The 23,930-nt window shown below is 39.4% G+C and carries 24 protein-coding genes; 7 read left to right on the forward strand and 17 right to left on the reverse strand.

Going from position 1 to position 23,930, the window contains the following annotated elements; all coding sequences use genetic code 11:
- Nucleotides 1-70: 70 nt before the first annotated feature.
- Nucleotides 71-469 (reverse strand): 30S ribosome-binding factor RbfA, encoded by a 399-nt coding sequence (gene rbfA / locus NMG86_RS23005; RefSeq protein ID WP_026787853.1) that lies wholly within the window; start codon nucleotides 467-469, stop codon nucleotides 71-73.
- Nucleotides 470-613: 144 nt separating this feature from the next.
- Here rbfA and sipA point away from each other — a divergent pair, with 144 nt between their 5' ends.
- Nucleotides 614-835: a regulatory protein SipA gene (gene sipA / locus NMG86_RS23010; RefSeq protein WP_026787854.1), complete on the forward strand. Its 222-nt coding sequence runs from the start codon at nucleotides 614-616 to the stop codon at nucleotides 833-835.
- A gap of 94 nt (nucleotides 836-929) precedes the next feature.
- On the opposite strand, the gene NMG86_RS23015 is transcribed toward sipA, so the two are convergent.
- The 3 genes from NMG86_RS23015 to NMG86_RS23025 all read right to left on the reverse strand — a co-directional run bounded on the left by NMG86_RS23015 (nucleotide 930) and on the right by NMG86_RS23025 (nucleotide 4,877).
- The gene (locus tag NMG86_RS23015; RefSeq protein ID WP_026795163.1) at nucleotides 930-1,760 is read right to left on the reverse strand and encodes an alpha/beta hydrolase; all 831 of its coding nucleotides are present in this window, start codon (nucleotides 1,758-1,760) and stop codon (nucleotides 930-932) included.
- 224 nt (nucleotides 1,761-1,984) lie between these two features.
- On the reverse strand, nucleotides 1,985-2,881 hold the full coding sequence (locus NMG86_RS23020) for a type II secretion system F family protein (RefSeq protein ID WP_026787856.1): 897 nt from the start codon (nucleotides 2,879-2,881) through the stop codon (nucleotides 1,985-1,987).
- A gap of 301 nt (nucleotides 2,882-3,182) precedes the next feature.
- Complete coding sequence (locus NMG86_RS23025) at nucleotides 3,183-4,877, reverse strand: tetratricopeptide repeat protein (RefSeq protein WP_043937791.1); 1,695 nt, start codon at nucleotides 4,875-4,877, stop codon at nucleotides 3,183-3,185.
- 528 nt (nucleotides 4,878-5,405) lie between these two features.
- On the opposite strand from NMG86_RS23025, the gene NMG86_RS23030 reads away from it, so the two are divergent.
- Nucleotides 5,406-5,774, forward strand: a complete 369-nt coding sequence (locus NMG86_RS23030; protein ID WP_026787858.1) for a Mo-dependent nitrogenase C-terminal domain-containing protein — start codon at nucleotides 5,406-5,408, stop codon at nucleotides 5,772-5,774.
- A gap of 45 nt (nucleotides 5,775-5,819) precedes the next feature.
- On the opposite strand, the gene NMG86_RS23035 is transcribed toward NMG86_RS23030, so the two are convergent.
- The 4 genes from NMG86_RS23035 to cbiD form a co-directional block, all read right to left on the reverse strand.
- Nucleotides 5,820-6,173 (reverse strand): hypothetical protein, encoded by a 354-nt coding sequence (locus tag NMG86_RS23035; RefSeq protein WP_026787859.1) that lies wholly within the window; start codon nucleotides 6,171-6,173, stop codon nucleotides 5,820-5,822.
- A 153-nt stretch (nucleotides 6,174-6,326) separates the two neighbouring features.
- Nucleotides 6,327-7,913, reverse strand: coding sequence for an SDR family NAD(P)-dependent oxidoreductase (locus tag NMG86_RS23040; protein ID WP_026796589.1), 1,587 nt, complete (start codon nucleotides 7,911-7,913; stop codon nucleotides 6,327-6,329).
- 68 nt (nucleotides 7,914-7,981) lie between these two features.
- Nucleotides 7,982-9,601, reverse strand: a complete 1,620-nt coding sequence (gene guaA, locus NMG86_RS23045; RefSeq protein ID WP_026795167.1) for a glutamine-hydrolyzing GMP synthase — start codon at nucleotides 9,599-9,601, stop codon at nucleotides 7,982-7,984.
- A 77-nt stretch (nucleotides 9,602-9,678) separates the two neighbouring features.
- Nucleotides 9,679-10,875 (reverse strand): cobalt-precorrin-5B (C(1))-methyltransferase CbiD, encoded by a 1,197-nt coding sequence (gene cbiD, locus NMG86_RS23050; RefSeq protein WP_026796590.1) that lies wholly within the window; start codon nucleotides 10,873-10,875, stop codon nucleotides 9,679-9,681.
- Between the two features lie 105 nt (nucleotides 10,876-10,980).
- On the opposite strand from cbiD, the gene NMG86_RS23055 reads away from it, so the two are divergent.
- Nucleotides 10,981-12,333 (forward strand): FAD-binding oxidoreductase, encoded by a 1,353-nt coding sequence (locus NMG86_RS23055; protein ID WP_026796591.1) that lies wholly within the window; start codon nucleotides 10,981-10,983, stop codon nucleotides 12,331-12,333.
- 88 nt (nucleotides 12,334-12,421) lie between these two features.
- Here the strand turns inward: NMG86_RS23055 and NMG86_RS23060 are convergent, their stop codons facing one another.
- From NMG86_RS23060 to NMG86_RS23075, 4 genes are all read right to left on the reverse strand, one after another.
- Nucleotides 12,422-12,847 (reverse strand): DUF29 family protein, encoded by a 426-nt coding sequence (locus NMG86_RS23060; protein ID WP_026796592.1) that lies wholly within the window; start codon nucleotides 12,845-12,847, stop codon nucleotides 12,422-12,424.
- Between the two features lie 42 nt (nucleotides 12,848-12,889).
- The gene (locus tag NMG86_RS23065) at nucleotides 12,890-13,309 is read right to left on the reverse strand and encodes a DUF29 family protein (RefSeq protein ID WP_026796593.1); all 420 of its coding nucleotides are present in this window, start codon (nucleotides 13,307-13,309) and stop codon (nucleotides 12,890-12,892) included.
- Nucleotides 13,310-13,443: 134 nt separating this feature from the next.
- The gene (locus NMG86_RS23070) at nucleotides 13,444-16,950 is read right to left on the reverse strand and encodes a WD40 domain-containing protein (RefSeq protein ID WP_026796594.1); all 3,507 of its coding nucleotides are present in this window, start codon (nucleotides 16,948-16,950) and stop codon (nucleotides 13,444-13,446) included.
- A gap of 2 nt (nucleotides 16,951-16,952) precedes the next feature.
- A complete protein-coding gene (locus tag NMG86_RS23075) occupies nucleotides 16,953-18,671 on the reverse strand; it encodes an AAA-like domain-containing protein (RefSeq protein ID WP_026787867.1) in 1,719 nt (572 codons plus the stop codon).
- A 266-nt stretch (nucleotides 18,672-18,937) separates the two neighbouring features.
- Between NMG86_RS23075 and NMG86_RS23080 the strand changes: the two genes are divergently transcribed.
- Both NMG86_RS23080 and NMG86_RS23085 read left to right on the forward strand, forming a co-directional pair.
- Entirely contained in the window at nucleotides 18,938-19,204 is a 267-nt protein-coding gene (locus NMG86_RS23080; RefSeq protein WP_087882118.1) for a hypothetical protein, read from the forward strand.
- Between the two features lie 2 nt (nucleotides 19,205-19,206).
- The gene (locus tag NMG86_RS23085; RefSeq protein WP_081692268.1) at nucleotides 19,207-19,503 is read left to right on the forward strand and encodes a DUF4926 domain-containing protein; all 297 of its coding nucleotides are present in this window, start codon (nucleotides 19,207-19,209) and stop codon (nucleotides 19,501-19,503) included.
- On the opposite strand, the gene NMG86_RS23090 is transcribed toward NMG86_RS23085, so the two are convergent.
- The 4 genes from NMG86_RS23090 to NMG86_RS23105 form a co-directional block, all read right to left on the reverse strand.
- Nucleotides 19,471-19,737 carry a toxin-antitoxin system TumE family protein gene (locus tag NMG86_RS23090; protein ID WP_199918589.1) on the reverse strand — a complete coding sequence of 89 codons (267 nt, stop codon included), beginning with the start codon at nucleotides 19,735-19,737 and terminating at the stop codon, nucleotides 19,471-19,473. The genes NMG86_RS23085 and NMG86_RS23090 overlap by 33 nt on opposite strands.
- Nucleotides 19,734-20,033 carry a hypothetical protein gene (locus tag NMG86_RS23095; RefSeq protein WP_026787869.1) on the reverse strand — a complete coding sequence of 100 codons (300 nt, stop codon included), beginning with the start codon at nucleotides 20,031-20,033 and terminating at the stop codon, nucleotides 19,734-19,736. The genes NMG86_RS23090 and NMG86_RS23095 overlap by 4 nt, the downstream gene beginning before the upstream one ends.
- 155 nt (nucleotides 20,034-20,188) lie before the next feature.
- Nucleotides 20,189-20,617 (reverse strand): type II toxin-antitoxin system VapC family toxin, encoded by a 429-nt coding sequence (locus tag NMG86_RS23100; RefSeq protein WP_043938998.1) that lies wholly within the window; start codon nucleotides 20,615-20,617, stop codon nucleotides 20,189-20,191.
- A complete protein-coding gene (locus NMG86_RS23105; RefSeq protein WP_026787871.1) occupies nucleotides 20,614-20,919 on the reverse strand; it encodes a hypothetical protein in 306 nt (101 codons plus the stop codon). The genes NMG86_RS23100 and NMG86_RS23105 overlap by 4 nt, the downstream gene beginning before the upstream one ends.
- A gap of 92 nt (nucleotides 20,920-21,011) precedes the next feature.
- Between NMG86_RS23105 and NMG86_RS23110 the strand changes: the two genes are divergently transcribed.
- Complete coding sequence (locus NMG86_RS23110; RefSeq protein ID WP_026796596.1) at nucleotides 21,012-21,821, forward strand: creatininase family protein; 810 nt, start codon at nucleotides 21,012-21,014, stop codon at nucleotides 21,819-21,821.
- 445 nt (nucleotides 21,822-22,266) lie between these two features.
- Nucleotides 22,267-23,013, forward strand: a complete 747-nt coding sequence (locus NMG86_RS23115; RefSeq protein WP_173401010.1) for a DUF561 domain-containing protein — start codon at nucleotides 22,267-22,269, stop codon at nucleotides 23,011-23,013.
- A gap of 70 nt (nucleotides 23,014-23,083) precedes the next feature.
- Here the strand turns inward: NMG86_RS23115 and NMG86_RS23120 are convergent, their stop codons facing one another.
- Complete coding sequence (locus NMG86_RS23120) at nucleotides 23,084-23,740, reverse strand: calcium-binding protein (protein ID WP_026796598.1); 657 nt, start codon at nucleotides 23,738-23,740, stop codon at nucleotides 23,084-23,086.
- Nucleotides 23,741-23,930 lie beyond the last annotated feature (190 nt).

Here is a 23,930-nt window from a genome sequence, read left to right on the forward strand (position 1 = left end):
CGAATTACAAATTACGAATTACGAATTACGAATGGGTAATAATAAAAAGGGTTTACCTCCCATGCTCCTCCTACTCCTCCTCGCCATAATCGCTAAATTCCTCCTCATCCGGTTTGCGGTTCTGGGAGAGTTCGTTTAATAGATTTAACATTTTGTCACCCCTTTCCAGAGAACGATCTTCAAGGAAAACTACTTCTGGAGTCCGACGCAGACGAACTCGTTGACCTAAAGAAGAACGAACATAACCCGTTGCTGATTTTAAGCCTTCCATCGTTTCTCGTCTGGCTTCTTCGGTTCCATAAATACTGACAAAAATTTTGGCGTGTTGGAGGTCGCCAGAAACATCGACATCGGTAATACTCACCATTCCGATTCCAACCCGGTCATCTTTGATCCCATCCAGTAATATCTGGCTGACCTCCCGTTTAATTTGTGCAGCCACCCGAGAAACTCGGCGATCTGTAGCCATAATTACTACCCCTTCAAACGGTCTTGTTCTTCGATAGTCTCAAGTTTAGCGCGGTTATTTATCTTTTTGGCGACAAAATCCCGATGAATTAAGGGACAAAGCCCCGTGATATCTTACAAGAAAATTAATTTTTATGGTTGATCAATGGAAAAAGAGTTTGAAATCCGGCAAAAAGTTAGGGTGATAGCGATTCCTCCCTATCTAAAAACAGCAGAACCAATGCCGATTTTACGTCCATCCAGCGTGATTAAACTCGGTGAAATTGGGACTGTAATTGATAGGCGACCCGGTGGCTATTGGGGAGTTTTATTTCAGGGGGGAGCCTTTTTAATTGATAGCCCGTATATCGAAGGGGTAAAATCCTGAATAGATTGTAATTTTAGCCAAAAACTAAAGTGATGCCACCTATTGAATAGATGGCATCGCCAGAATCAAAGGATGATTCTAGTGACTCATGCGCTTACCACAAACCTCTAACTGGTGGGGGTGGTGGTGGTGGCTGTAGTCGTGGGGGTGGCGGTGGGAGTTGGGGTCGTGGCGCTGGGGGTGCCACTGGGGGTGCGGCTGGGAAATCTACTTGTTGTAGAGAACACCCGCCTTTCCCAAATTGAGAAGCCTTCTTAAACAGAGAATCGAGATTCCCCGCTAGGCCTTTGACTTTATCAACGGTCTCGGGAATATTAGCGACATCAACATACATTCCAGGGACAGGATAGTAGCTGACAATATCCAAGAAGGAGAGCTTACCATCGGCACTTAGGGCATTGATTAGAGCCGCACGGATGGCTTTACCATTAACCGCTTCAGTGCTGTTTGGGATTCCTGGTTTTCCACGATGGGTTCTAATCGTTGTCCCAATGGTATTGGTTAACTCTTGACCTTCTGGGGCATAGATAATGCAAGCAAAGGGAACTAAATCAAAGCCGACTTCTAAGGTCATCAGACCGCGAAGGGTATCCGGCTCCATTTTGGATGCCTTAACGATTTGGCTAATCGTTTTGGTCATTTCCCCGGTTTCAGCAAAATTCTTTAAGTCACTGACTAAAATCGGGACTTGGAAGGGGCCATAAGTCAGAATTACGCGATTTTCCCCACAGAATACAGTACGATCCGGGTTAGGAAAGTCGGCAATCGCTGAAGGAACTCTGGCATAATCCGATGATGGCGGACAGGCGCCAGGGTGGTGAGCTTGGGCTTGGGGAATAGGTACAGCAGCGTTGCTAATGAATGCTCCGGCTAGTACCCCCAAAATCCATTTTGGTTGTAGTCTTTGAGGTTTTGGTATTTTCATCGCTTAAAAGAGATAGTCAAATATCCCACTAGACGCTAAAAACAACGACGGGAAAAACCCAGTATTGCAATTGCGCTTACTTTCGTGTTTTGACTTAATAGCTTAAAGGGTGTTGCTCAGTTTCACAAGGGCAAAGTCGAACTTTTTATCAAAAATTGGGAATCGGACATCGAAAATCCTTTGTGGGTGGGGGGTGTAGGCAACAAGAAAGTTAATTCACCAGATCACTTGGGTAACAAAATTAATAGGGATTTCAGAGCTTGCAGTGCTAACAGCAGGACAACTGTACCTGCCATCAGAATTGTCGCAGGAACTAAAACAGATTGTAGACGACGCAGGGTTTGTTCAAGTTCCTCCTCATAGTAATTGGTTAGTTTTTGCAGGGCCAAATCTAATTGTCCTGTGACTTCCCCCGTGCGTAACATTTGCAGGGCGACCGCAGGTAAACGACCTTCTAGGCTTTGACTTAGGGTTTTTTCGGCGGGAATTTGGCCTAATGCAATAGTAATAGTAGCTTTCATTTCCGATTTAGGAATATGGGAGCGAATCAGTTCTAATCCAGCTAATAGGGACATCCCACAACTCAAGGGTAATTTTAATTCTCCCAAATACAACATCATCCGGGCGGTGGAAATTTTTTTAATTATTGATAGCCGAGGCAAAATTTTAGGAATAGCTAATATAATGATTGCGAAAATTCCTAATACTAAAAACCACCCTCTACCCGATAAACCTGATAAGTAACAAAGGGTGAGAATCAACAGGATAATACTAATTCCCGTAGCAATTGCCGCAATGGTTACAGACCGATACAGATTTTGATGACGTGCTTTTCGTTCTTCAATTTCGGAAATTCGATAGCAAATTTCGGGTAACATTCCTTGGGATTCTCCCAGGGAAATTAAACCAATTGTCCAACGATCAAAATATCTGGACGCCAAAGCCAAAGCAGAAGCTAAATCAGCCCCCCTTGATGTGGCTGCGGTCATTTTGTTGAGATAGCGTCCGAGTTGCGGGTAGCTATCTTTCCCCACCAACGTTAAGCTCTGTTCTACAGTTAAACCAGAGTTTAACAAGGTTGCTAATTGAAAGAAAAAAAGAGCCTTTTCGCGGGGATTCATTCGGGAACTGGGTATTACTGCATTAGGCAGAGGTTGGACTGAATGCTCTATTTTGGCAAAAAGGAACCCCAGAATCAAGAGGTTATCGTAGTAAGCCCTTCAGGGCTATTTTTCCCCAATTGAGTTAAGAGGTATTAACCCAACGTAGTAAGCCCTTCAGAGCTATCTTTTCTCAATTGAGTTAAGAGGTATTAACCCAACGTAGTAAGCCCTTCAGAGCTATCTTTTCTCAATTGAGTTAAGAGAGCCCTGAAGGGCTCACTACGGGGTTAAGAGAGCCCTTCAGGGCTCACTACGGGAGTTAGTTTGGATTATTTTTTAACTTCAAATTCACTCGATTTCGATGAATAACTGCTTCGGCAGAATTAGGTTGCATTTCTAATGCTACACCATAGGAACGGTTAGCATCCTGATAGCAATTCATCTGTTCAAAGGTCATACCTCGACGAATCCAGGCCGCATAATAATCGGGTTTTCTTTGAATAATTTTATCATAAACAGTTAACGCATCTTGATAGCGTTGGGCTGATTCTAATGCTAATCCCCACTGTAACCAAGTCCCATAGGAATCGGGCCAAATTTTAACAGCTTGATTAAAGGCTTCTGCTGCTTCTAAATGCTTTTGAACCGCTTCTAGGGTTTTTCCTAAATGTAACCAGGCTTCAAAATTATTCGGTTGCACCCGAATCACTTTTTTATAAGCAATAATCGCCTCATCATAACGTTCTAATTTTTCTAAGGCTTCTCCCCGTTGGAGTCCGGATTTTGTAGCTAATTCCGTATCTTCTGTGGTCATTTGTACCACTTTATCATAGGCAATTAAGGCTTCTTCAAATCGATCTAATTTTTCTAAGGCTTCTCCCCGACAATTCCAAGCATCCATGAAATCCGGTTGAATTTGCAAGGCATTATCATAGGCAATAATTGCTTCTTGATATTGTTTTAATTCACACAGGGCTTTACCTCGACCTAACCAAGCTTCGGGAAAATTAGAGTTTAATTGAGTGGCTTTATCAAAAGATGCGATCGCCGATTGATATTGTTTTAATTCTAATAAATTTTGAGCACGACTAATCCAAATGGCAGCTAAATTAGGATTGATTTGTAAGGCTTGATTTAAGCAGGTTAAGGCTTCTTGATGCTGTTGACTATTTAACAAAGCCATGCCTTTATAAAACCAAACTTCATAATCCTGGGGTTGTAGTTGAATTACGGTATCATAGGAGATAATCGCTTCTTGATAACGTCGTAATTTTTGTAATGAAATTCCTCGATTAAACCAGGCTTGATAACTTTTGGGTTGTAGTTTAATCGCTTGGTCATAGGATGTAATAGCCTCAGAATATTTTTGTTGACTTAATAACATTTCACCTCGATTAAACCAGGCTTCATAATTAGCAGGTTGCAGTTGAATTGAACGATCATAAGAAGCCACGGCATCGCTATAACGTTCTTCATTCATTAAAGCATTGCCTTGATGATACCAAATAGCAGAAACATTCGGTTTAATTTCAATTGCTCGCTTATAAGAAGCCGATGCTGCTTTATATTGTAATAACGTTTCTAATGCCAAGCCACGTTCATACCAAGATTCAAAATTTTCGGGTTCAATAGTAATAGCTTTATCAAAGGATGCAACTGCTTCTTCAAATCGTTCTAATTTGGCTAAAGCAATACCTCGAAATGTCCAAGCCCAATAATCTTCGGGTTTAATTTTAATGGCTCGGTCATAGGAAGCTAGGGCATCTTTATATTGTTTTAATTTGCGTAAACTATTACCCCGTCGTAACCAGGCGGAATACCAATTAGGTTTAAGATTAACAGCTTGATCATAACGTTGAAAGGCTAATTCATAGCGTCCTAATTTATAGAAGCGATTGCCTTGATTATATTCAGGCCATGCTTTCAAAATGCCTAAAAATCCTAATCCCGAAGTGGGGGGAGTTTGTGGGGGGGTTTCCAGAGGAAATAAGGAGGAGGTTAATTCTTCCGACATGGGATGGTTGACTCCTGACCATTGAGTGCTGATATCAATTCTACTAGGGTTCTAGTCTGACTGTTGCAATGTTTGGTTATAGCGGGGAATAGGGAATAGCCCCCCCAAACCCCCCGTACACGGGGGGCTAGGGGGGAGGGAACACCGGAACACCGTAGGAAAAGATTTTTGGTGTTTGGGTTTGCTGCATCAGTCTATGTCCTAACTGCCTTGGTGACTGCCTCATATCAAATTTTAATCATTTTGTCAAGCTCTAAGCAGTAATTTTATATTTGTATTTATTATAATAAAAATTTTTAATTTCAATAAAACTTATGAGAAAACTCTGTAGATTTAGGGCATCATGATCACAGAAGGGGGCAAACCTTTACTAAGGACTTGATTCTGGCCAGATATCTCGTTGCTTAGGCTTTGAAACCTTTAATCTCTGTAGTGGACTTATATATCTTTTACGGGAACTTACAACAATATTTCGTAGACACTACATAAGCGGTTGCCCACGTTTGGTTTTTATTCCAAATGAAAACAATAAATAAGGTTAATGCTACCATGTCCCACCTGACTTTTCTGATTCGCGGCATAACTGGTGTTGAATCCTCTCCGGCATCCCAGTCTAGCCCTTTCCACCCACAACGTCGATTTACACCCCTACGTCCAGTTCGCCATTGGTTAGAAAGCATTAAAATCCAAGACCCCCAGTTTGCCCACCGTTTGTGTCAACTGATTCCCTCTCAATGTCCATTTGAACGAGATATTAAAGTATTAGGTCGTGTGATTTTGCATATTCCACCTTTATGTAAACTCAACCCTTTTTATGAAGAATTAGTCTATCTCCGCTTTCAAGCATTGTGTTATTTGGCGGATGAATGTGGAGAAGATATTTCGGCCTATTGTTAGAATAGTTGACGGTTGATTGTTAACAGTTAACCGTCAACCTCTTTTTTATTTTTCAACTAACCATTGACCGGAAAAAATACTTTTAACCGCTAGGGAAATACGCTGTAAATCTTCTTGTAATAATGGTGGCCATTCAACGCCTCGGTTACGACCCGCAGCAAATTGTTGCTGACTTTCCATGACTAACTGATGTAGGGCTAAGACTAAAATTTTCTCAAATTTTGAATTATCTTTTAAGCTATCATAAGCAATTTTTAAGGATAATAAAATAGAGGTGACTTGACCCGGAATGGGGGGATGACCCTGTTTCAAGCGGATTAAAAACGCATCTGGGTTTTTTTGGGTTTCTAATGCCATGCCTTGGTCAATTAAGAAGTTATAGGCTGTTTTGTAGTCCATTGCAATTAATTTGTTAAGTTGTCTACAGTCAAATTCTATAGCAATAAAGCGTAATTTAACCACAAAGACACGAAGACACAAAGAAGTTATAAACAATCATTTGCTTATTGATATAATGGGGGATGGGCAATAATATTATATTTCATAAAATGATTATAAAAACAGAATTGGGGATTGGAGATGAGAACTATAACTTCCCTGAATTTTGACTGTAGATTCAGCTAAACGTAGTGTTAAGGATAGACGTACTTTACCACTAATATTACATATAGAACGATGAATTAAATCATCGGTAAAAAAGATAAATTCTCCGGGTTTTAAAATTACTGGTAAGGCGGATTTTTCGATTTCTGTTTTAACTTCAAAAAAAGGATTTCCACTAAAAGGATCATTCATTTTTACAGGACATAAATTATGGTATTTTTTCGGTAAATATTCAAAACCATTTCCGGCATTGACTTCGGTTAAAGCAATATAAACATTAATTGTTTTTCCGGTTTTTGTTAATAATTGAGGATAATGATCTTGATGCCAAAGGGGAATTAACTGTTTTGCTGGATAATTAACCCATAATTCTGAACGCCAAAGAAAGGGCGATTCTCCTAAATATTCCCTGGCTTTTTCTAGTAAATATTGATTTTTACATAGTTCTAAAATTACGGGGGAATCTAAGTGTCTTTCCATATTAAATTGTCTTTTATATCCTTGAATTAATAATAATATTAATGAACCAAAATCTGCTTTTTTTATAAATTGATAACTATTAGAAAATACATGAATTGGAGAACGGGGTAAAACAGTTGTAAAGATCTGTTTTTGAATGTTTTGCAGTTCGGTTTCAGTTAAGTTTAAAGAATAGGGCCCCCAGATACCGTCCTCTGAATTATAAATAGTTGGGGTTTGGGAAATAGGGTTAGATAGTCCTGTCCAGAATAAACTCTTTTGCCATAATTCCTGGGCTAAATGATCATTTTTCGCCAAATCTGTTAAAGGGATATGTTGAAAATTTCGGTTTAAAAATTCACCATTGATTAATTTATATTCGGGGTTAGTTAAAAATTTAATAATATTACGACTAATGGTTTGAGGAGAGTTTCCAATCTTTAAAAACTGGCTTAAACGATGGGATAGACTAATATTAGATTGGACAAAACCCGGATGTAAGGCATTAATTCTGACAGAGGTTTGATTTAATTCATTTTGCAGAAGATATCGCATTAATAATAATAAACAAACTTTAGAATCAGCATATAATTTGAGAAAGTTAAAGGGGGTTTTTTGTATCCATAATTTCCAGCCTAGATTTTTTGACCATAAAGCCATATCGGAAGCTATAAATAAAATTTGACTTGCTGCTGATGCTTTGAGTTTATCTAAGAGTAAATAAGTTAGTAAAAAATGCCCTAAATAATTAGTTCCCCAAATTAGTTCAAATCCTTCTTGAGTAGTTCCAGATTGATTAAAAATTCCAGCATTATTAATTAATATATTTAAAGGAAGTTGACGTTCTAAGAATAAATTAACACAGGCACGAATTGAATCTAAAGAGGCTAAATCTAAAGGCAAAAATTCAACTTTTCCTTGATTGGTTTGTGCTATAATATAATTAATTGCTTGCTGGGCTTTTTGTTCAGAACGACAGGCAATAAAAACATGGTTTCCCTGTTTTACGAGTTCTAATGCCGTCATTAAACCGATGCCAGAAGTTCCCCCTGTGACTAGACAAATTTGTGGGTTCATATCAAATGTTATTCAATAACAATAAATAAGAGAGACGCGCCGTGGCACGTCTCTACGGGGGGTTTATTCTATTCCCATTCGATAGTTCCAGGGGGTTTAGAAGTAATATCATAAACCACTCGATTCACGCCGCGAACTTCATTAACAATCCGATTAGAAATCAATTCTAATAAATCATAGGGAACCCGTGACCAATCGGCGGTCATCCCATCTTCACTACTAACAAATCGTAGTACAATTGGATAGGCATAGGTACGATGATCTCCCATTACTCCCACACTTCGCACCGGAAGTAATACGGCAAAAGCTTGCCAATAATCGTGATAAACTCCACGTCTATTGATTTCTTCTCGGACAATTAAATCCGCATCTCGGAGAATATTTAACCTTTCCGCCGTGACTTCTCCTAATATCCGAATCGCTAAACCTGGGCCGGGAAAAGGATGACGTCGGACAATTTCTTCGGGTAAACCAATCGAACGTCCGACTTTTCTGACTTCATCTTTAAACAGTTTCCGCAGAGGTTCTACTAATTTAAACCGTAAATCTTTTGGTAATCCCCCCACATTATGATGGCTTTTAATTTTAACCGCCACCCGTTCCCCACTTTTGGGGTCAACATTAGTATCGGCTGACTCAATTACATCAGGATATAATGTTCCTTGGGCTAAATAATCAAAGGGCCCTAAACGCACAGATTCTTCTTCAAAAACCTGAATAAATTCTCCCCCAATGCGTTTACGTTTTTCTTCGGGGTCGGTAATTCCTTCTAGTTTTTTTAAGAACCGTTCCCGGGCATTTACATACTCAACGGGAATGTGAAATTGTTCATGGAATAGTTTAACTAATCGTTCCGGTTCTAGCTTCCGCATAAACCCTTGATCGATAAACATACAAGTTAATTTATCACCAATAGCACGGTGCAGTAAAAATGCTAAAGTTGAAGAATCAACACCACCAGAAAGGGCTAATAAAACCCGTTTCTCCCCAACTTGGTTACGAATTTCTCGAATAGATTCTTCTACAAAAGCTTCCGTTGTCCAAGTAGGATGACAGCGACAAATATGGTAAACAAAATTCCGAATTAGGGCTTGACCCCCAATAGAATGAACGACTTCGGGATGGAATTGTACCCCGTACATTTTGTTTTCATGGTCAGCAATCGCCGCAGAGGGGGTATTTTCGGTATGGGCTAAAATCTCAAATCCAGGGGGTAACTGGTTACAGGAGTCGGCGTGACTCATCCACATGGTCGCCCCCTGTTCGACGTTGGTGAGGAGGTCGGTGGGGTCATCAATATGTAAGGAGGCTTTTCCGTATTCGGCCCTTTTAGCCCGTTCTACGCTACCCCCTAGCTGTTTGACCATTAGCTGCATTCCGTAGCAAACCCCTAAAACCGGAATTCCTAACTCCCAGATTTTAGGGTCACATTCGGGCGCCCCGTCATCATAGACGGAATTGGGGCCACCGGAGAGAATAATGCCCTTGGGGTTGATTTCCTTGAGTTTTTCGGCGGTTGTCCGGTAGGAAATGACTTCGGAATAAACCTCAGTTTCCCGAATGCGGCGGGCGATTAACTCGGAATATTGGGAACCGAAATCGAGAATCACGATCATTTGTCGGTTCAATTTTTCTACTGAAATATCAGTATTTTCAGTTTGAGTTGGGATTTGAGTCTGGGGAGACATATTGAGTTTAATGGGTTTTAATTTTAATTGTCAACCAAGGATAAACCTGATTGTTGTATCCGATTAGAATAACAAATTTACCCCAAAATTATATCAGCATTTTCACTTTTAATGATAATTTTACGCTGGCGGTCGAACATTACCGAACCAACCTTAATATTTTTTTCACAATGGGTGTAAATATAGTTCTGGGATCGTTGATCAATCGTCTTTGTTATTTCTCCATAGACCCGAATGACCCAATTTTCTCCTTTGATTGCGTCTAATTCTCGCAGATATTGTAAAGCATCTTCGGCCGTTGAACAATTAAAAACTCTTTGTAGATCGAAGGTGGGTAATCCTAAGTTAGCACAGTGGGCGGTTAATATTTCTAATCGTCCATCGGCAATATGATGATGGGTATGGAAAATTCCTCCGGCTAATTTGATTAATTTACCATGATAACCAAATAATAAGATTGACTTAACCTCTGCTAAGGAGGCACAGACTAACATTGGCCCTAACCAATTGGCGGTTTTAATCATTTGGTGGGGGGAAATCCCCATTTTTGCAGCTAATTCTAATCCATTTTCACCAATACAAAATACTAAAGAATTAAATTTTTTTGCTTTTTCTTGGAGTTGAATTTTATACTGTTCTAATTGTTCGGGAACAGTTAAGGGTTGAGAAATTCCTGTTGTTCCCAGTAAAGATAATCCTTCAACTATTCCAAAAGCAGCGTTAGAAGTTCGGGTTGCTAGTCGTTTTCCTTGGGGTAAAATAAAGGTAATTAAAATAGATTTATTTGGTGGTAATATTTTCTCAATGTTGGCTAATAATAAAGTTTTAGCATAACGATATATTGCTGTTTGTCCGGTCTTTTGATCATAGCCAATTCCTTCTCCTCCTTTGATAAAAATAGTATCAGAAAGTTGACCCCCCCTAGCCCCCCCTTGGTAGGGTGGGGAACTTTGTTCTTTAGCCCCCCCTTGACAAGGGGGGGTTGGGGGGGGTTCCGAACTATCCCACCATTCCACCATTGCCCAAATCGGAGTATTTCGGGTTAAATCTAAATTATCCCCCGGATCAGAACGAGTAATTGCTAAAGCAGAATTATCGGTTAAAATTGCTATTTGTTCAATCGGAATATTAACGATTTCTGTCGGATCAATTAAATCAATAGATACCTGTTCAATAGACTGATTTCTAGTTTGTAAATATTCCAAAGCCGCCATCGCCGCCGCACAAGCAAAAACGGGTAGAGTGTATCCAGAACGAGGTTGATTTGTGATCATATTTTAGTCGTTTAGTTAATATTTTAAGATTTTAGACTATTTTGAGTAACTACCACCACAGATCCGTTATCCTATAATTTAAACGAATTACCCTAAAAAATAATTATGACTGATATTAACTGGGATAACTTCCGTGCTGAACTCTCAGGAATTGAAATGATTACGGATAAAACTCAAGTTAAAAAACTTTCCCAAGACTATTACCATTTTAGCCCAATTTTGCAACATGAACTCAAGGATAAAACCGGAGATATTGTGGTGCGTCCCACAACGGAAGCCGAAATTTTACAAGTGGCTAAAGTTTGTGTGAAATATAAAATTCCACTCACGGTTCGAGGTGCGGGAACTGGAAATTATGGACAGTGTATTCCCTTGGAAGGAGGGGTGATTTTAGATGTCTCTAAATTGAATAATATTAAGTGGATAAAACCAGGGTTAGCTTGTGTCGAACCTGGGGTAAAAATGGCAGCATTTGATAAACAAGCGCGGGAAATGGGGTGGGAATTACGCATGGTTCCTTCTACCTATCGGACAGCAACAATTGGGGGATTTATTGAGGGAGGAAGTGGGGGAATTGGTTCGATTACCTATGGACAATTACGCGATCGCGGTAACTTACAAGCAGCACGAGTAGTAACCCTAGAAGATGAACCAAAAGTTATTCAATTAAGAGGGGATGATGTGCAGAAAGTCAATCATGCTTATGGTACAAATGGGATTATTACCGAGTTAGAAATACCCCTTGCTTCCGCCTATCCTTGGTCAGAAATAATTGTTACCTTTGATGATTTTATGACCTCGGCTCGATTTGGTCAAGATTTAGCTTTGTCCGATGGAATTATTAAAAAATTAGTCTGTGTTTGTGCGTCTCCTATTCCCTCCTATTTTACTGCATTTAAAGATATAATTCCAGAAGGAAAACACGTAGCATTATTAATAGTATCCGAAACCAGCTTAGAACCTTTTCAAGAATTAGTTAAACAGTATAACGGTGAAGTTTGTTATCAGAAATCATCCCAAGAAACGGGGAAAGGAACAACAATAATAGAATATAGTTGGAACCATACCACCTTACACGCCCGAAGTGTTGATCCGTCTATTACCTATTTACAAACCCTCTTACCTGCGGATCGAAAATTGGAATTATTGGAACATCTTTATACTCATTTTGGGGATGAAGTTATGCAGCATTTAGAGTTTTTAAGACTTCATGGAGAAATGCACCCCGCATCTTTACAATTAGTGCGATTTACAACAGAAGAAAGGTTAAATGAAATTATTCGTTACCATGAAGAACGGGGGGCGGTTATTTTTAATCCCCATACCTATATTTTAGAGGATGGTGGCATGAAAATGATCAATTTAGAACAATTACAATTTAAACAAGAAGTTGACCCCTATGGGTTATTAAATCCTGGAAAAATGAGAGCTTGGTTAGAACGTGAAAAACATCTTTAACTAGCAACTCCTAGAAATCGGGTTTCTCAATCAAAAATATTGATTCTATCCCATAAATAAGGGCTAGAAACCCGATTTATGTTATGATTTATTTATCTTTAATTAACTCCATAGCTTGATTTAATATTTCTTCTTTGTTGGCTAATTTTTCTAATTCTTTAGCTTCATAAATTCCTTCAGAAACCTCTAAAGATGCTTTATTAATCGCTTGTTTATAAGCAACTTCTAAAACTTCGTCAAGTTCTTCTGGAGACAGATAATAACTTTGGGAGCAAGGACGTTTATTTTCATCCCTGATTTCAAAAATAGCATTCTGAATTGAAACATCCCAAGACCGAGTTGTTCGTTTTTCAACTTGACGTTTAATTAAATGAATTAATAAAACGATAGCATAGCTACGAATGGTTTTAATAATATCTTTTCGACCCATTTCTTCTAATTCTTCAACAATAGCAAGGGAACCCGGAATATCCCCTTTTAGCAATAATTCCTTTAGGGTTAGTATTTCTTCCATAATATTTGGAATTGATTAGGGTTGGTTTTATTATAACATAATTTATGTAATTAACTGAAAAGCTTGATTTAATAGCTCTTCACGATTGACTAACTTTTCTAATTCTTTAGCTTCATAAATTCCTTCAGAAACCTCTAGGGATGCTTGATCAATAGCGTTGAGGTAAGCTTCTTCCAAAGTTTCCATTAACTCTTGATGATCGAGATAATATCCTCCAGATTTTCGGCGTTTATTTTCCTGTTGAATTTCTCGAATTGAATTGCGAATTGAAACATCCCAAGACCGAGTTGTTCGTTTTTCAACTTGACGTTTAATTAAATGAATTAATAAAACGATAGCATAGCTACGAATGGTTTTAATAATATCTTTTCGACCCATTTCTTCTAATTCTTCAACAATAGCAAGGGAACCCGGAATATCCCCTTTTAACAATAATTCCTTTAGGGTTAGGATTTCTTCCATAATATCTGGAATTGATTAGGGTTAGTTTTATTATCACACAAAATATGATTTTTTTTGAAGATAGCGATGGCGTAGCCGCCGCCTTGGAGCATCGCATTTGGGAAAATGAAAACACCCTGCTTAAAAAAGGGATCTCACTGCGGTTTATTCACCGTCACCCCATCACACAAACGTCTATCCTCCTCACTCACACTCGAACTATTCTCCAGATAATCCTTCATCCACTCACAAGCCGATACCATTAATAGATCTAAATCCAAATGCCACAGCTTGATAGTCTTGTCTTCACTCCCAGAAGCCAATGTTTTACCGTCGGGACTCCAACTCACACTACTGACCGACTCCTCATGGCCCTTGAGAGTCTGCAACAGTTGACCCTCTCGACTCCACAGCTTAATGGTGTTGTCTAAACTCCCAGAAGCCAGGGTTTGACCATCGGGACTCCAACTCACACTATAGACCGAACTCTTATGGCCGTTAAGAGTCTGCAACAGTTGACCCTCTCGACTCCACAGCTTAATGGTGTTGTCTTCACTCCCAGAAGCCAAGGTTTTACCGTCGGGACTCCAACTCACACTCCAGACCGACTCCTCATGGCCGTTAAGAGTCTGCAACAGTTGACCCTCTCGACTCCACAGCTTAATGGTCTTGTCACGACTCCCAGAAGCCAGGGTTTGGCTGTCGGGACTCCAACTCACACTATAGACCCCACTCTCATGACCCTTGAGGGTTTGCAACAGTTGACCATCTCGACTCCACAGCTTGATGGTCTTGTCACGACTCCCAGAAGCCAGGGTTTGGCTGTCGGGACTCCAACTCACACTATAGACCTGATTCTCATGGCCGTTGAGAGTCCGCAACAGTTGACCCTCTCGACTCCACAGCTTAATGGTGTTGTCAAGACTCCCAGAAGCCAGGGTTTTACCGTCGGGACTCCAACTCACACTCATGACCGACTCCTCATGGCCGTTGAGAGTCTGCAACAGTTGACCCTCTCGACTCCACAGCTTAATGGTGTTGTCTAAACTCCCAGAAGCCAGGGTTTGACCATCGGGACTCCAACTCACACTATAGACCAAATTCTCATGGCCGTTGAGAGTCCGCAACAGTTTACGCTCTCGACTCCACCACAGCTTAATGGTGTTGTCTTCACTCCCAGAAGCCAGGGTTTTACCGTCGGGACTCCAACTCACACTCATGACCGACTCCTCATGGCCGTTGAGAGTCCGCAACAGTTGACCCTCTCGACTCCACAACTTCATGGTCTTGTCTAAACTCCCAGAAGCCAGGGTTTGGCCGTCGGGACTCCAACTCACACTATAGACCCCACTCTCATGACCCTTGAGGGTTTGCAACAGTTGACCCTCTCGACTCCACAGCTTAATGGTGTTGTCCCAACTCCCAGAAGCCAGGGTTTGGCTGTCGGGACTCCAACTCACACTATAGACCCGCTCTTCATGACCCTTGAGAGTCCGCAACAACTTGCCCTCTCGACTCCACAGCTTAATGGTCTTGTCTAAACTCCCAGAAGCCAAGGTTTTACCGTCAGGACTCCAACTCACACTCCAGACCGACTCCTCATGGCCGTTAAGAGTCTGCAACAGTTGACCCTCTCGACTCCACAGCTTAATGGTCTTGTCTAAACTCCCAGAAGCCAGGGTTTGGCCGTCGGGACTCCAACTCACACTATAGACCTGATTCTCATCGCCATTGAGAGTCCGCAACAGTTGACCCTCTCGACTCCACAGCTTAATGGTCTTGTCTAAACTCCCAGAAGCCAGGGTTTGGCCGTCGGGACTCCAACTCACACTCCAGACCGACTCCTCATGACCCTTGAGAGTCTGCAACAGTTTACCCTCTCGACTCCACACCTTAATGGTGCTGTCATAATCCAGCTTAAATGGGGTTTTATAACTCCCAGAAGCCAGGGTTTGGCCGTCGGGACTCCAACTCACACTCATGACCAACTCCTCATGGCTCTTCCAGCTATTCTGCTCTCTGATGTTATACAACGTCTTCTCAAGGGTGGTAATTGTTTGCAAACGGGTATCATTTTTTTCCCAAACAGAAGGATCTAATTTTTTCAGTTGTTTGGCTGTGGTTAAGGCTTCTTTTAGGGCTAATAATTCTTGACCCTGACTGAATAATTCCCTCGCAGAAGAAGCTTTTAACCTGACTTCTGTGGCTGCTAAAGTTAACTTTGCTTCTCTGACTGCAATCGTAACTCCAACGAAAGCAACGAAAGCAACGGCAAAGGCGACACCAGAAATCAGCCCGATTAAAGTAGCTCGTTGTTTGGCTTTTGATAAAATTTCATAAGCTTTTTGTTTAGCATCTAATTCTACTTGCATCGCCCGTTTATCTAATTCTTCACTGGCTGCTAAATATTGATAATCTTCACTACTCAGGCTTTTTCCCTCAGCCCATTTTTTCGCTTCTTTTAACGCTTCCCCCAGCAACAACCGGGACTCATCCTGACGTCCTGACTTTTCCCAAGCACTAAACGCTTCTGCATAAGGTCGTAAATCTGCTAAAGCTGTTTCTACCCAAGTTAAATTAAAAACCGTTGCATATATTTGATTATAAACGTTGAGTTTTCCCTCATGTTTAACCACTAATCCTGATAGCCGCAACATCACTTGATCAGAGTTATCTTCCGCCGGAATTCCCTGTTGTTGTAAGATTTGTTGATAGAGTCCGAGAAGTCGTCCCGTGCGTTGATGTCCGGCATAAAAAATGCGAGATCGAATTGTTCTTAAATGTTCGGGAGTGTCCTGTCCTTCCCAGTTGGTAATAATTCGCTCGTGAACTAAATTTTCCACCCATTCTGTCTCTTTATTTAGGGGAATTTTCTGCTCCGTTTCTCGAATCAGTTTACAGAGTTTTTGGGTTAAAAACGGTTGTCCTCCCGACCAATATAAGACCGCTTCTAATACCTTTTCTGGGTTATCAGTTTGAGCTATAAATCCATCGGCGAGGGGCTGAGATTCTGTTAACTGAAATCCGGTTAATTCTATCCCTCGACCAATATTAAAGGGAGTGCGTCGTTTATCTTGAATTAAATCCGGTGGCGTTGTCACTCCTAATAAGGCAAAGGTTAACCGTTGATAAATCGGTTGATCTGCACGATGATTATAACATTCTCGAATTAAGGCAAAAAAGTCATCAATTTTAAAGGGTAAACTTAAAATACTATCAATTTCATCAATAAAAATTACAATCGGTTTTGTAATTAATTTCAGAAGAATGTCTTCTAAAAACCTGCCAAACCGTTGCGTAAAGGATAAATGTTGATGATTTTCCCACCATTCCTCCGAGTCAAATTCCGTATATAATTCTAAGCTATTACTAATTTCTTCAATCATCCCTCGATACCACTGTTCGGGGGTAATTTCTAAAGTTCCAATGGCGGTAATATCAATCGCCACACAAGCATATCCTTCCTCGTCTAACCGTCGCCTGGTTTGCACCCTTAAACTGGATTTTCCCATCTGACGACAGTTAAGAACATAACAAAATTCTCCCTGTTTTAAAGCCTCGTAAAATTCCTGATCAGCCGCTCTTTTAATATAGGTGGGAGCATCAACGGGAAGACTCCCCCCCACTTGATAATCATAGCGAGATTGGGAATTATTATTCATAATTATACCCCCAAGCGATCGCTAAAATAAAGCCGATAAAGATTACACAACGGAATCACATCATTTCCCCGAAATTTAACTAAACCCATACTTCTAAGTTTAAAGCCTAAATTGCCTTCTAACCGCACAGGATTCTCAGAAGCAACAACTCTTTTCATCGCATTAGCTAATTCCCCATCGTTTTGATTTAAGTTAGATAAAAGACGACGTAAATGATCACTATATAACCCTTCTTCTGTCGGAGAAATTGTGATAAATTCTTCTAGTGTTAAACGCGATCGCGCCATTTCATACAACGCTTTTCTAACTAAATAGGGGTGTCCATCTACCATTCCCATTAAAGTTTCTATTTCTGAATTTGACCAGTTTAAACCATGTCGTTTAACTAAATCTGTAACTTGTTCTCCCGTTAATTCTGGTAATTCAATCGGTAAACCCACATTAAAGGGAGATTGATTAATATTTAAGGGGATATACACTTCTTTAGAATGGGCAATCACTAGCCGTAACCGTTGCCATACAGGTTCATTTTTGCCCTTTTCGTGCCAAGTTCGCAGTAACGCAAAAAATTCTTGAGCAATTTCAAGATGTTGAAACACCTGATCAACTTCATCTAATCCTAACGTTAACGGTTCAGAAATTGTTTTCAATAAATACCGTTGAAAATAGTTACTACATTTGGTTTTACTCCCTAAACCTCCTTTCCAAAAATCCGATAATTTATCCTCTAATTCTAACTCATTGGCAACATTAGCACAAAATCCTTGTAAAAACAAATCAAGACTATTGAGAGAATCATGATCAAATTCTTGAAAATTCAGATAGGCGGTTTGATGTTGATGTTCTTTTGCAGAGTTTAGAATCCGTTGCATTAAAGATGTTTTTCCCATTTGTCGGGGAGCTTTAATTCTAATTAATGCCCCTGTTTTTAAGATCGTTTCATAACAATCTGATTCAATGGGAGGACGTTCAATATAAAGGGAAGAATCCAAACGCACCGATCCTTCTGGACTATCCAAACTTTGAGAACAAATGGTTGATTCTGTTAAAGAATCTGGATGTTCAATAATCGTTTCAAACGCTCTTGTATTCTCGTGATTTGTAATCGTCTCTGCGATTTCTAATTCTACTGAAGGATCTAAATCACATTGTCGTTTAATAATCGGGTTTAATTCCTCTGGAATTCCTGCCATACTAATACTCGTACAGCCATATTTATAAGCAAATTCAAAGTCTTTACCAGCACCCAAAGCATCATAAAATCCTATCGCAAACTCAATGGCTGCTTTATCTCCTACCGCCTGTTTCATCCCAATTACATAAGGGATATGATGAACAATTCCTTGGGCTTGTATTTCCGAGTAACAGGCATTTAAAACCACACATTCTATATGCTCTTTAAACAGTTTAAATAAACTCGCCAACGCCTTCGCATTCACCAGTTGAACTTGTCCATTTTTATCTTCTAAAGCTAACCCCCCTTCTCCCACTCCATGACCAGAAAAGTGAATAATTTGAGGGTTTAATTCTAAAACCGCACGCTGCATATCTCTGGGAGTAACCGCCCATCTTTGCTCTAAATTAAATTCGGCTCTTTTTTTAGATCGTTTTAATCCTTCTTCAATTTCTCTAACTTCTTCATCTAAACGCAATGGAGTAGAAGATTTAGGATTTGCGGCTAAAAATAAAATTGTTTTCTTCTTGCGACTGACACCACTCATCAATAAAACTCCTACTATACACACTATACGAGGTGAAAAATTCTCAATTTCCTACGATTGAGTTTAATTTTAAACCCTATTGTCCAGAATTCACCTCTGTTTTAACATAAAAATATTAATCCGCCTAGAAATTGCATTCCCAGGTGGGTGAAAGCTAAGAGAGTTAAGTTTCCCAATCCCTACCCTAAACCGATTTAGGATTGCTATCCCACTCCCACCCCAGTTGAATTGGGTATAATTAAAAAATCTCTCAAACATCAGATGTTATGAATACTCTTAAATACAAGACAACTATTAAAAACGGTAAACTCGATTTACCCTCCCTCGATTTACCCTCCCTCGATTTGCCAGAAGGAACTGTTGTTGAGGCAATTTTATTAATTGGCAAATCAACCGAAACCGATGAAACAGATTATCTACTATCTACAGAAGCTAATCGCCACCATCTAAAAGAAGCTGTAGAATCACTTAAACATCCTGAGAACTATATTTATGTCGATATTCTGAGTAACCCCATAGCTTCAAACCACTGATTATGAACGAAATTCAAGAATACGATTTGGTGGCTCTAACCGAAGATGCGATCGCTACCCACAAAGTCACCAATCAGCAAATCCTACTCCGTCGAGGGCAAATGGGAACAGTTTTGATGTCTTTTGATCAAAAAGCATTTTTAATTGACTTTACAGATCAAGAAGGCAATACTTTTGCAATGGAAACTATCGAAACCGTTAAACTTTTACGCCTTATTAATGAACCTGAATTAGTAGGGTGTTCCATCGCAGCGCCCGCACCAATATTAGATCACAATCACAGAGAAACGTTTAATTAATTGTCTATCATCTTTTTGCCAATGAAAACTATACTTAATTATTTTTACTTGTTCTGATTGAATTTCAAAAAATTCAAACATTTCTAAAAAACTACGATCTTTTAAAGTTAGTCGGTATCGCCATAGTCCTTTAGTGACTTGTACTTCTTCTCTAAGAATGGTGAAACCTATCACTTCTGGACAAAGAGCAATTAACGATTTTATCAAAGCTAAATAATCTTCAGCATTGATCATAATGCTTTCTCTAAATTACCAATTTTGACTAAAATATCTTGACGCAATTTACACAAACTAAACCACTCAAAAAAATCCATCTCATCCCCTAATATTCCCGCCTCAAATTGTTGTATAAACTGTTCAGAATCCAATTTATAAGTTTGCTCAAATTTGCTAATATCCTGATTATAAATTGCTAACTTCTGCTGATGACGAGTCAAAATAATGCTGAGAAGTTGCCCAATAATTCGATCTAATTCTGTGCAATCGCTACAATTTTCACTTAGGAGTTCTAATTTTTCTAATGTATTCATAATTACCCCGATTAACGGCTAAACTTGATTAATATTAACTCTAGTATACAATAGTTAAATCATTATCTTGAATTAACGTAATTGAACTCATGATCCACAAGAAATTGTGATTGTTTACTCAGCAAACCGGGTTTCTTAGTCAAATCAAAATTAAACTAGCGATTATCAACAAAAAGAATAACAAAACCCTCTTGAGTAAAATGATGATCGTGAGTTAAAATTCGACTGATTTCCATTTGCTTCATCGTCATCATTGAAATACAATCTGTTAAACTATATCCCTTATCTAGTCGCTGTTCATATAACTCCAAAGCACCTAAAAACGTTGACCGAGATTGAGATAATACTACCACCTTTTCTGAGTCAGCATTTAGTAACTGACGAACCGTAATAACCGCCTGTTCGCGCAACTTTGTACCACCATCAGATAAAAAATTAAGAACTTCAGTTAACACTTCATCAGTCGTAATAATTTTAGTCTTACCTAGTTTTGTTGTAAGTGCGATCGCTTGACGGTGGAAAGTATCACGGGGACTGAGTAAGGCAACCCAATAAAAGGTATCAGCAAAAATTAGCTCAGTCATGATTGCGTATTTTTGTAGAGATAGCGATCATGATGTTCTGCACCATCCCTTGGCAAAACATCCAAATCCTCATCCGATAAATTACTAACAAAAGAACTAGCAATTTCTAACAAAAATGCACCCGTATCTTCTGCCGGATCTAAAGGGTTTTCTGTTAAATTGGAACTGGGAAGTGGTTGCTGATTTGTATTGAGTCGCCATTCTAAAAAGCTAACAAAATCTAAAACCTCTTGCAAAACAGGTTCAGATAAAGTTTCTAAATGCTCTAATTTGTCTAAAATAAGCTCTTTGATTGCGTTCATAATTACCCCGATTAACGGCTAGACTTGATTAATGTTAACTCTAGTATACAATAGTTAAATCATTATCTTGAATTAACGTAATTGAACTCATGATCCATAATTTTATTCCCCCAGAACGATTTTTTCCCTATTTAACCTGGACAGAAATTGAATCAATGACTGATAAAAATAATGTGGTTATTTTACAACCGATTGGCTCAATTGAACAACATGGCCCTCACTTACCGTTAATTGTTGATGCTGCGATCGCAACGGCTATAACAGGTCACGCCTTAGCCCAACTTAATCATAACATTCCTGCATACGCTTTGCCAACAATTTATTATGGAAAATCTAACGAGCATTGGCATTTTCCTGGTACAATAACGTTAAGTTCCCAAACTTTAATGGCGGTATTAATGGAATTAGGCGACAGTCTTTATCGGGCTGGATTTAGAAAATTAGCTTTTATTAATGGTCATGGTGGACAACCGCAAATATTAGAGATGGTGGCGCGAGACTTACATCAAAAATATGAGGATTTTTCCGTATTTCCTTTATTTGTTTGGCGGGTTCCAAATATTGCTGGGGAATTATTAACCCCGAAAGAATTAGAGTTAGGAATTCATGCCGCAGATGCGGAAACCAGTTTAATGTTATCTTTACTGCCAGAACAAGTTAAAATGGAGAAAGCTGTGTGTGAATATCCCCATAATTTACCCGAAAATAGTTTATTAAGTATGGAGGGAAACTTACCCTTTGCTTGGGTAACAAAAGATTTAACCAAAAGTGGAGTTTTAGGTGATGCAACGGTGGCAACCAAGGAAAAAGGCGATCGCATTTTAGCCTCTTTAGTTAATAGTTGGGTACAAGTTATTGAGGATTTATATAATTTTCAACAACCCCAAAGGTTTAGGGATTAATTGAATATTAACGCAGTGCGAGCGTCCCCGCTCGCTAGTTTCTCTAACAATAGGTTTGGTTTTTATAACAATAGGTTTGGTTTTTATAATATAGCAATCTTAAATGATTTGCGATCAGAATATAGAACCCCACCCTAGCCCTCCCCTTACTAAGGGGAGGGTTGGGAGGGGTCGAGATAGATGGAAATATTACAACTGATTTAGGATTGCTATAATAGGTTTGATTTTTATAATAATAGGTTTGATTTTTATAACCAGCGAGCGAGGACGCTCGCACTACTTTAATTTATATAATTGCACACCAAACTCAAATAAAAATGCTATAATTGCAGATAACAAATAATTTTTATGCTTACGATCACCGGAATGTTATCAATTGTGGCATAATGTTTTTTACCTAAGATAGATAGAGCCCTGAAGGGCTCACTACGTCAATAATCAAATTATGATGAATTCATCCTTACAACGAGCATTCAACCAAGGTAACGCCCTAAAAGTAATTAGCGGTTTAACCAATTTCAACGTCGGACGGGTCGCTTCTGTGGTCAAAGCCGCAACCAAAGGCGGCGCAACTTTTGTGGATATTGGCGCTGACCCTAATTTAGTCGAAATCGTGCGTCAATTAACCCATCTTCCCATCTGTGTTTCTGCGGTTGAACCCGAAAAATTTGTAACTTGCGTAGACGCAGGTGCAGACCTGATTGAAATTGGCAACTTCGACGCTTTTTACACTCAAGGACGGCGTTTTGAGGCGGCGGAAGTGCTGCAACTAACCCACGAAACCCGGGCTTTACTGCCCCATATTACCCTATCTGTCACCGTTCCCCATATCCTCGAACTCGACCAACAGGTTGAACTCGCCCTGGAACTCGTCAAAGCGGGTGCAGATATCATCCAAACCGAAGGCGGTACCAGTTCTTCCCCAATTCATGGCGGGACATTGGGACTAATTGAAAAAGCAGCCCCGACCTTAGCAGCAGCCTCGGAAATTTCTCGCGCCGTGTCCGTCCCGGTGTTATGCGCTTCGGGTATTTCTAATATTACTGCTCCGATGGCGATTGCGGCTGGTGCTGCGGGCGTTGGTGTGGGTTCAGCTATTAACCGCCTCGATAACGAAGTGGCGATGCTGGCGGTAGTTCGGAGTTTAGTCGAAGCCTTAGCAACGGTTAAAGCTAACCGAGTTTACGCTTAATATTTTTTTGGAAATCAAAAAATGTAGAGACGTGAAATTTCACGTCTCTACGGGATTTAAACATAACGACTTATGAATAATTTATAAACCAGATTGAATAATCTTCTAGCAAAATATAGTTTGGAGAATCTTCATCTGATGGTTCTAATTCCGCTAAAGAAAGGGTAAATTCTCGTTGATCACTCACCCGTTTAACATCTACCATAATCCCATCCGTTTCATCAAATTTAGGCTGAAAATTTTCTAATACAAAAACATCGGTGTAAGAGGGATTAGTTTTTTTTAATTTCTCATACTCTTTGGTTTTTCCTGGGCCATAAAGATATTCTTCTTCCCATAAAAATTCTTCTGACCCACCCAAATAACAAGGTAATTCAAGATTTTCTTTCAAATACTTAAAATATTTATTTAAAGTTTTTTGATTAACCTTGATCCGGCTATTACCTAAAATTTTCTTGATTTTTCCTTCAAATTGTTCAACATCAAAGGTTTCATCGTCATCGTCATCGTCATCTTCAACATCAAAAAAATCTTTATTAATTAATCCCAATGACTCCATCTGTTCAATCATACTTTTCAGTATCATTCTGGGATCGGAGGAGTCCAGACTATTTCGTCGCTTATTCACTAAACCGGATACAATCGTTTCATCAATTTGAATAGGTTTCAAATCATCTCCAGGTGGCTGTAATTTGTTTTTGTTTTTGTTTTGATATAGTTTAGACATTCTGTTACACCAAGCACAGTAGTTCTTCGTCTCAACCCTAGATGATTTTAATTAATCTGGTTTAAGGTTTATAGTGATAGAGACGTGATTAGTTTACACATCTACCTACTTTCAGCCTTAAGATTTTTCTATGGGGAAGGGAGTAGAATTTAGTATATCGTGCCACAGGTATTTTTGATATTCTCAAGGG

The sequence above is a fragment of the Planktothrix rubescens CCAP 1459/22 genome, from assembly GCA_904830895.1.
GTDB lineage: Bacteria > Cyanobacteriota > Cyanobacteriia > Cyanobacteriales > Microcoleaceae > Planktothrix > Planktothrix agardhii.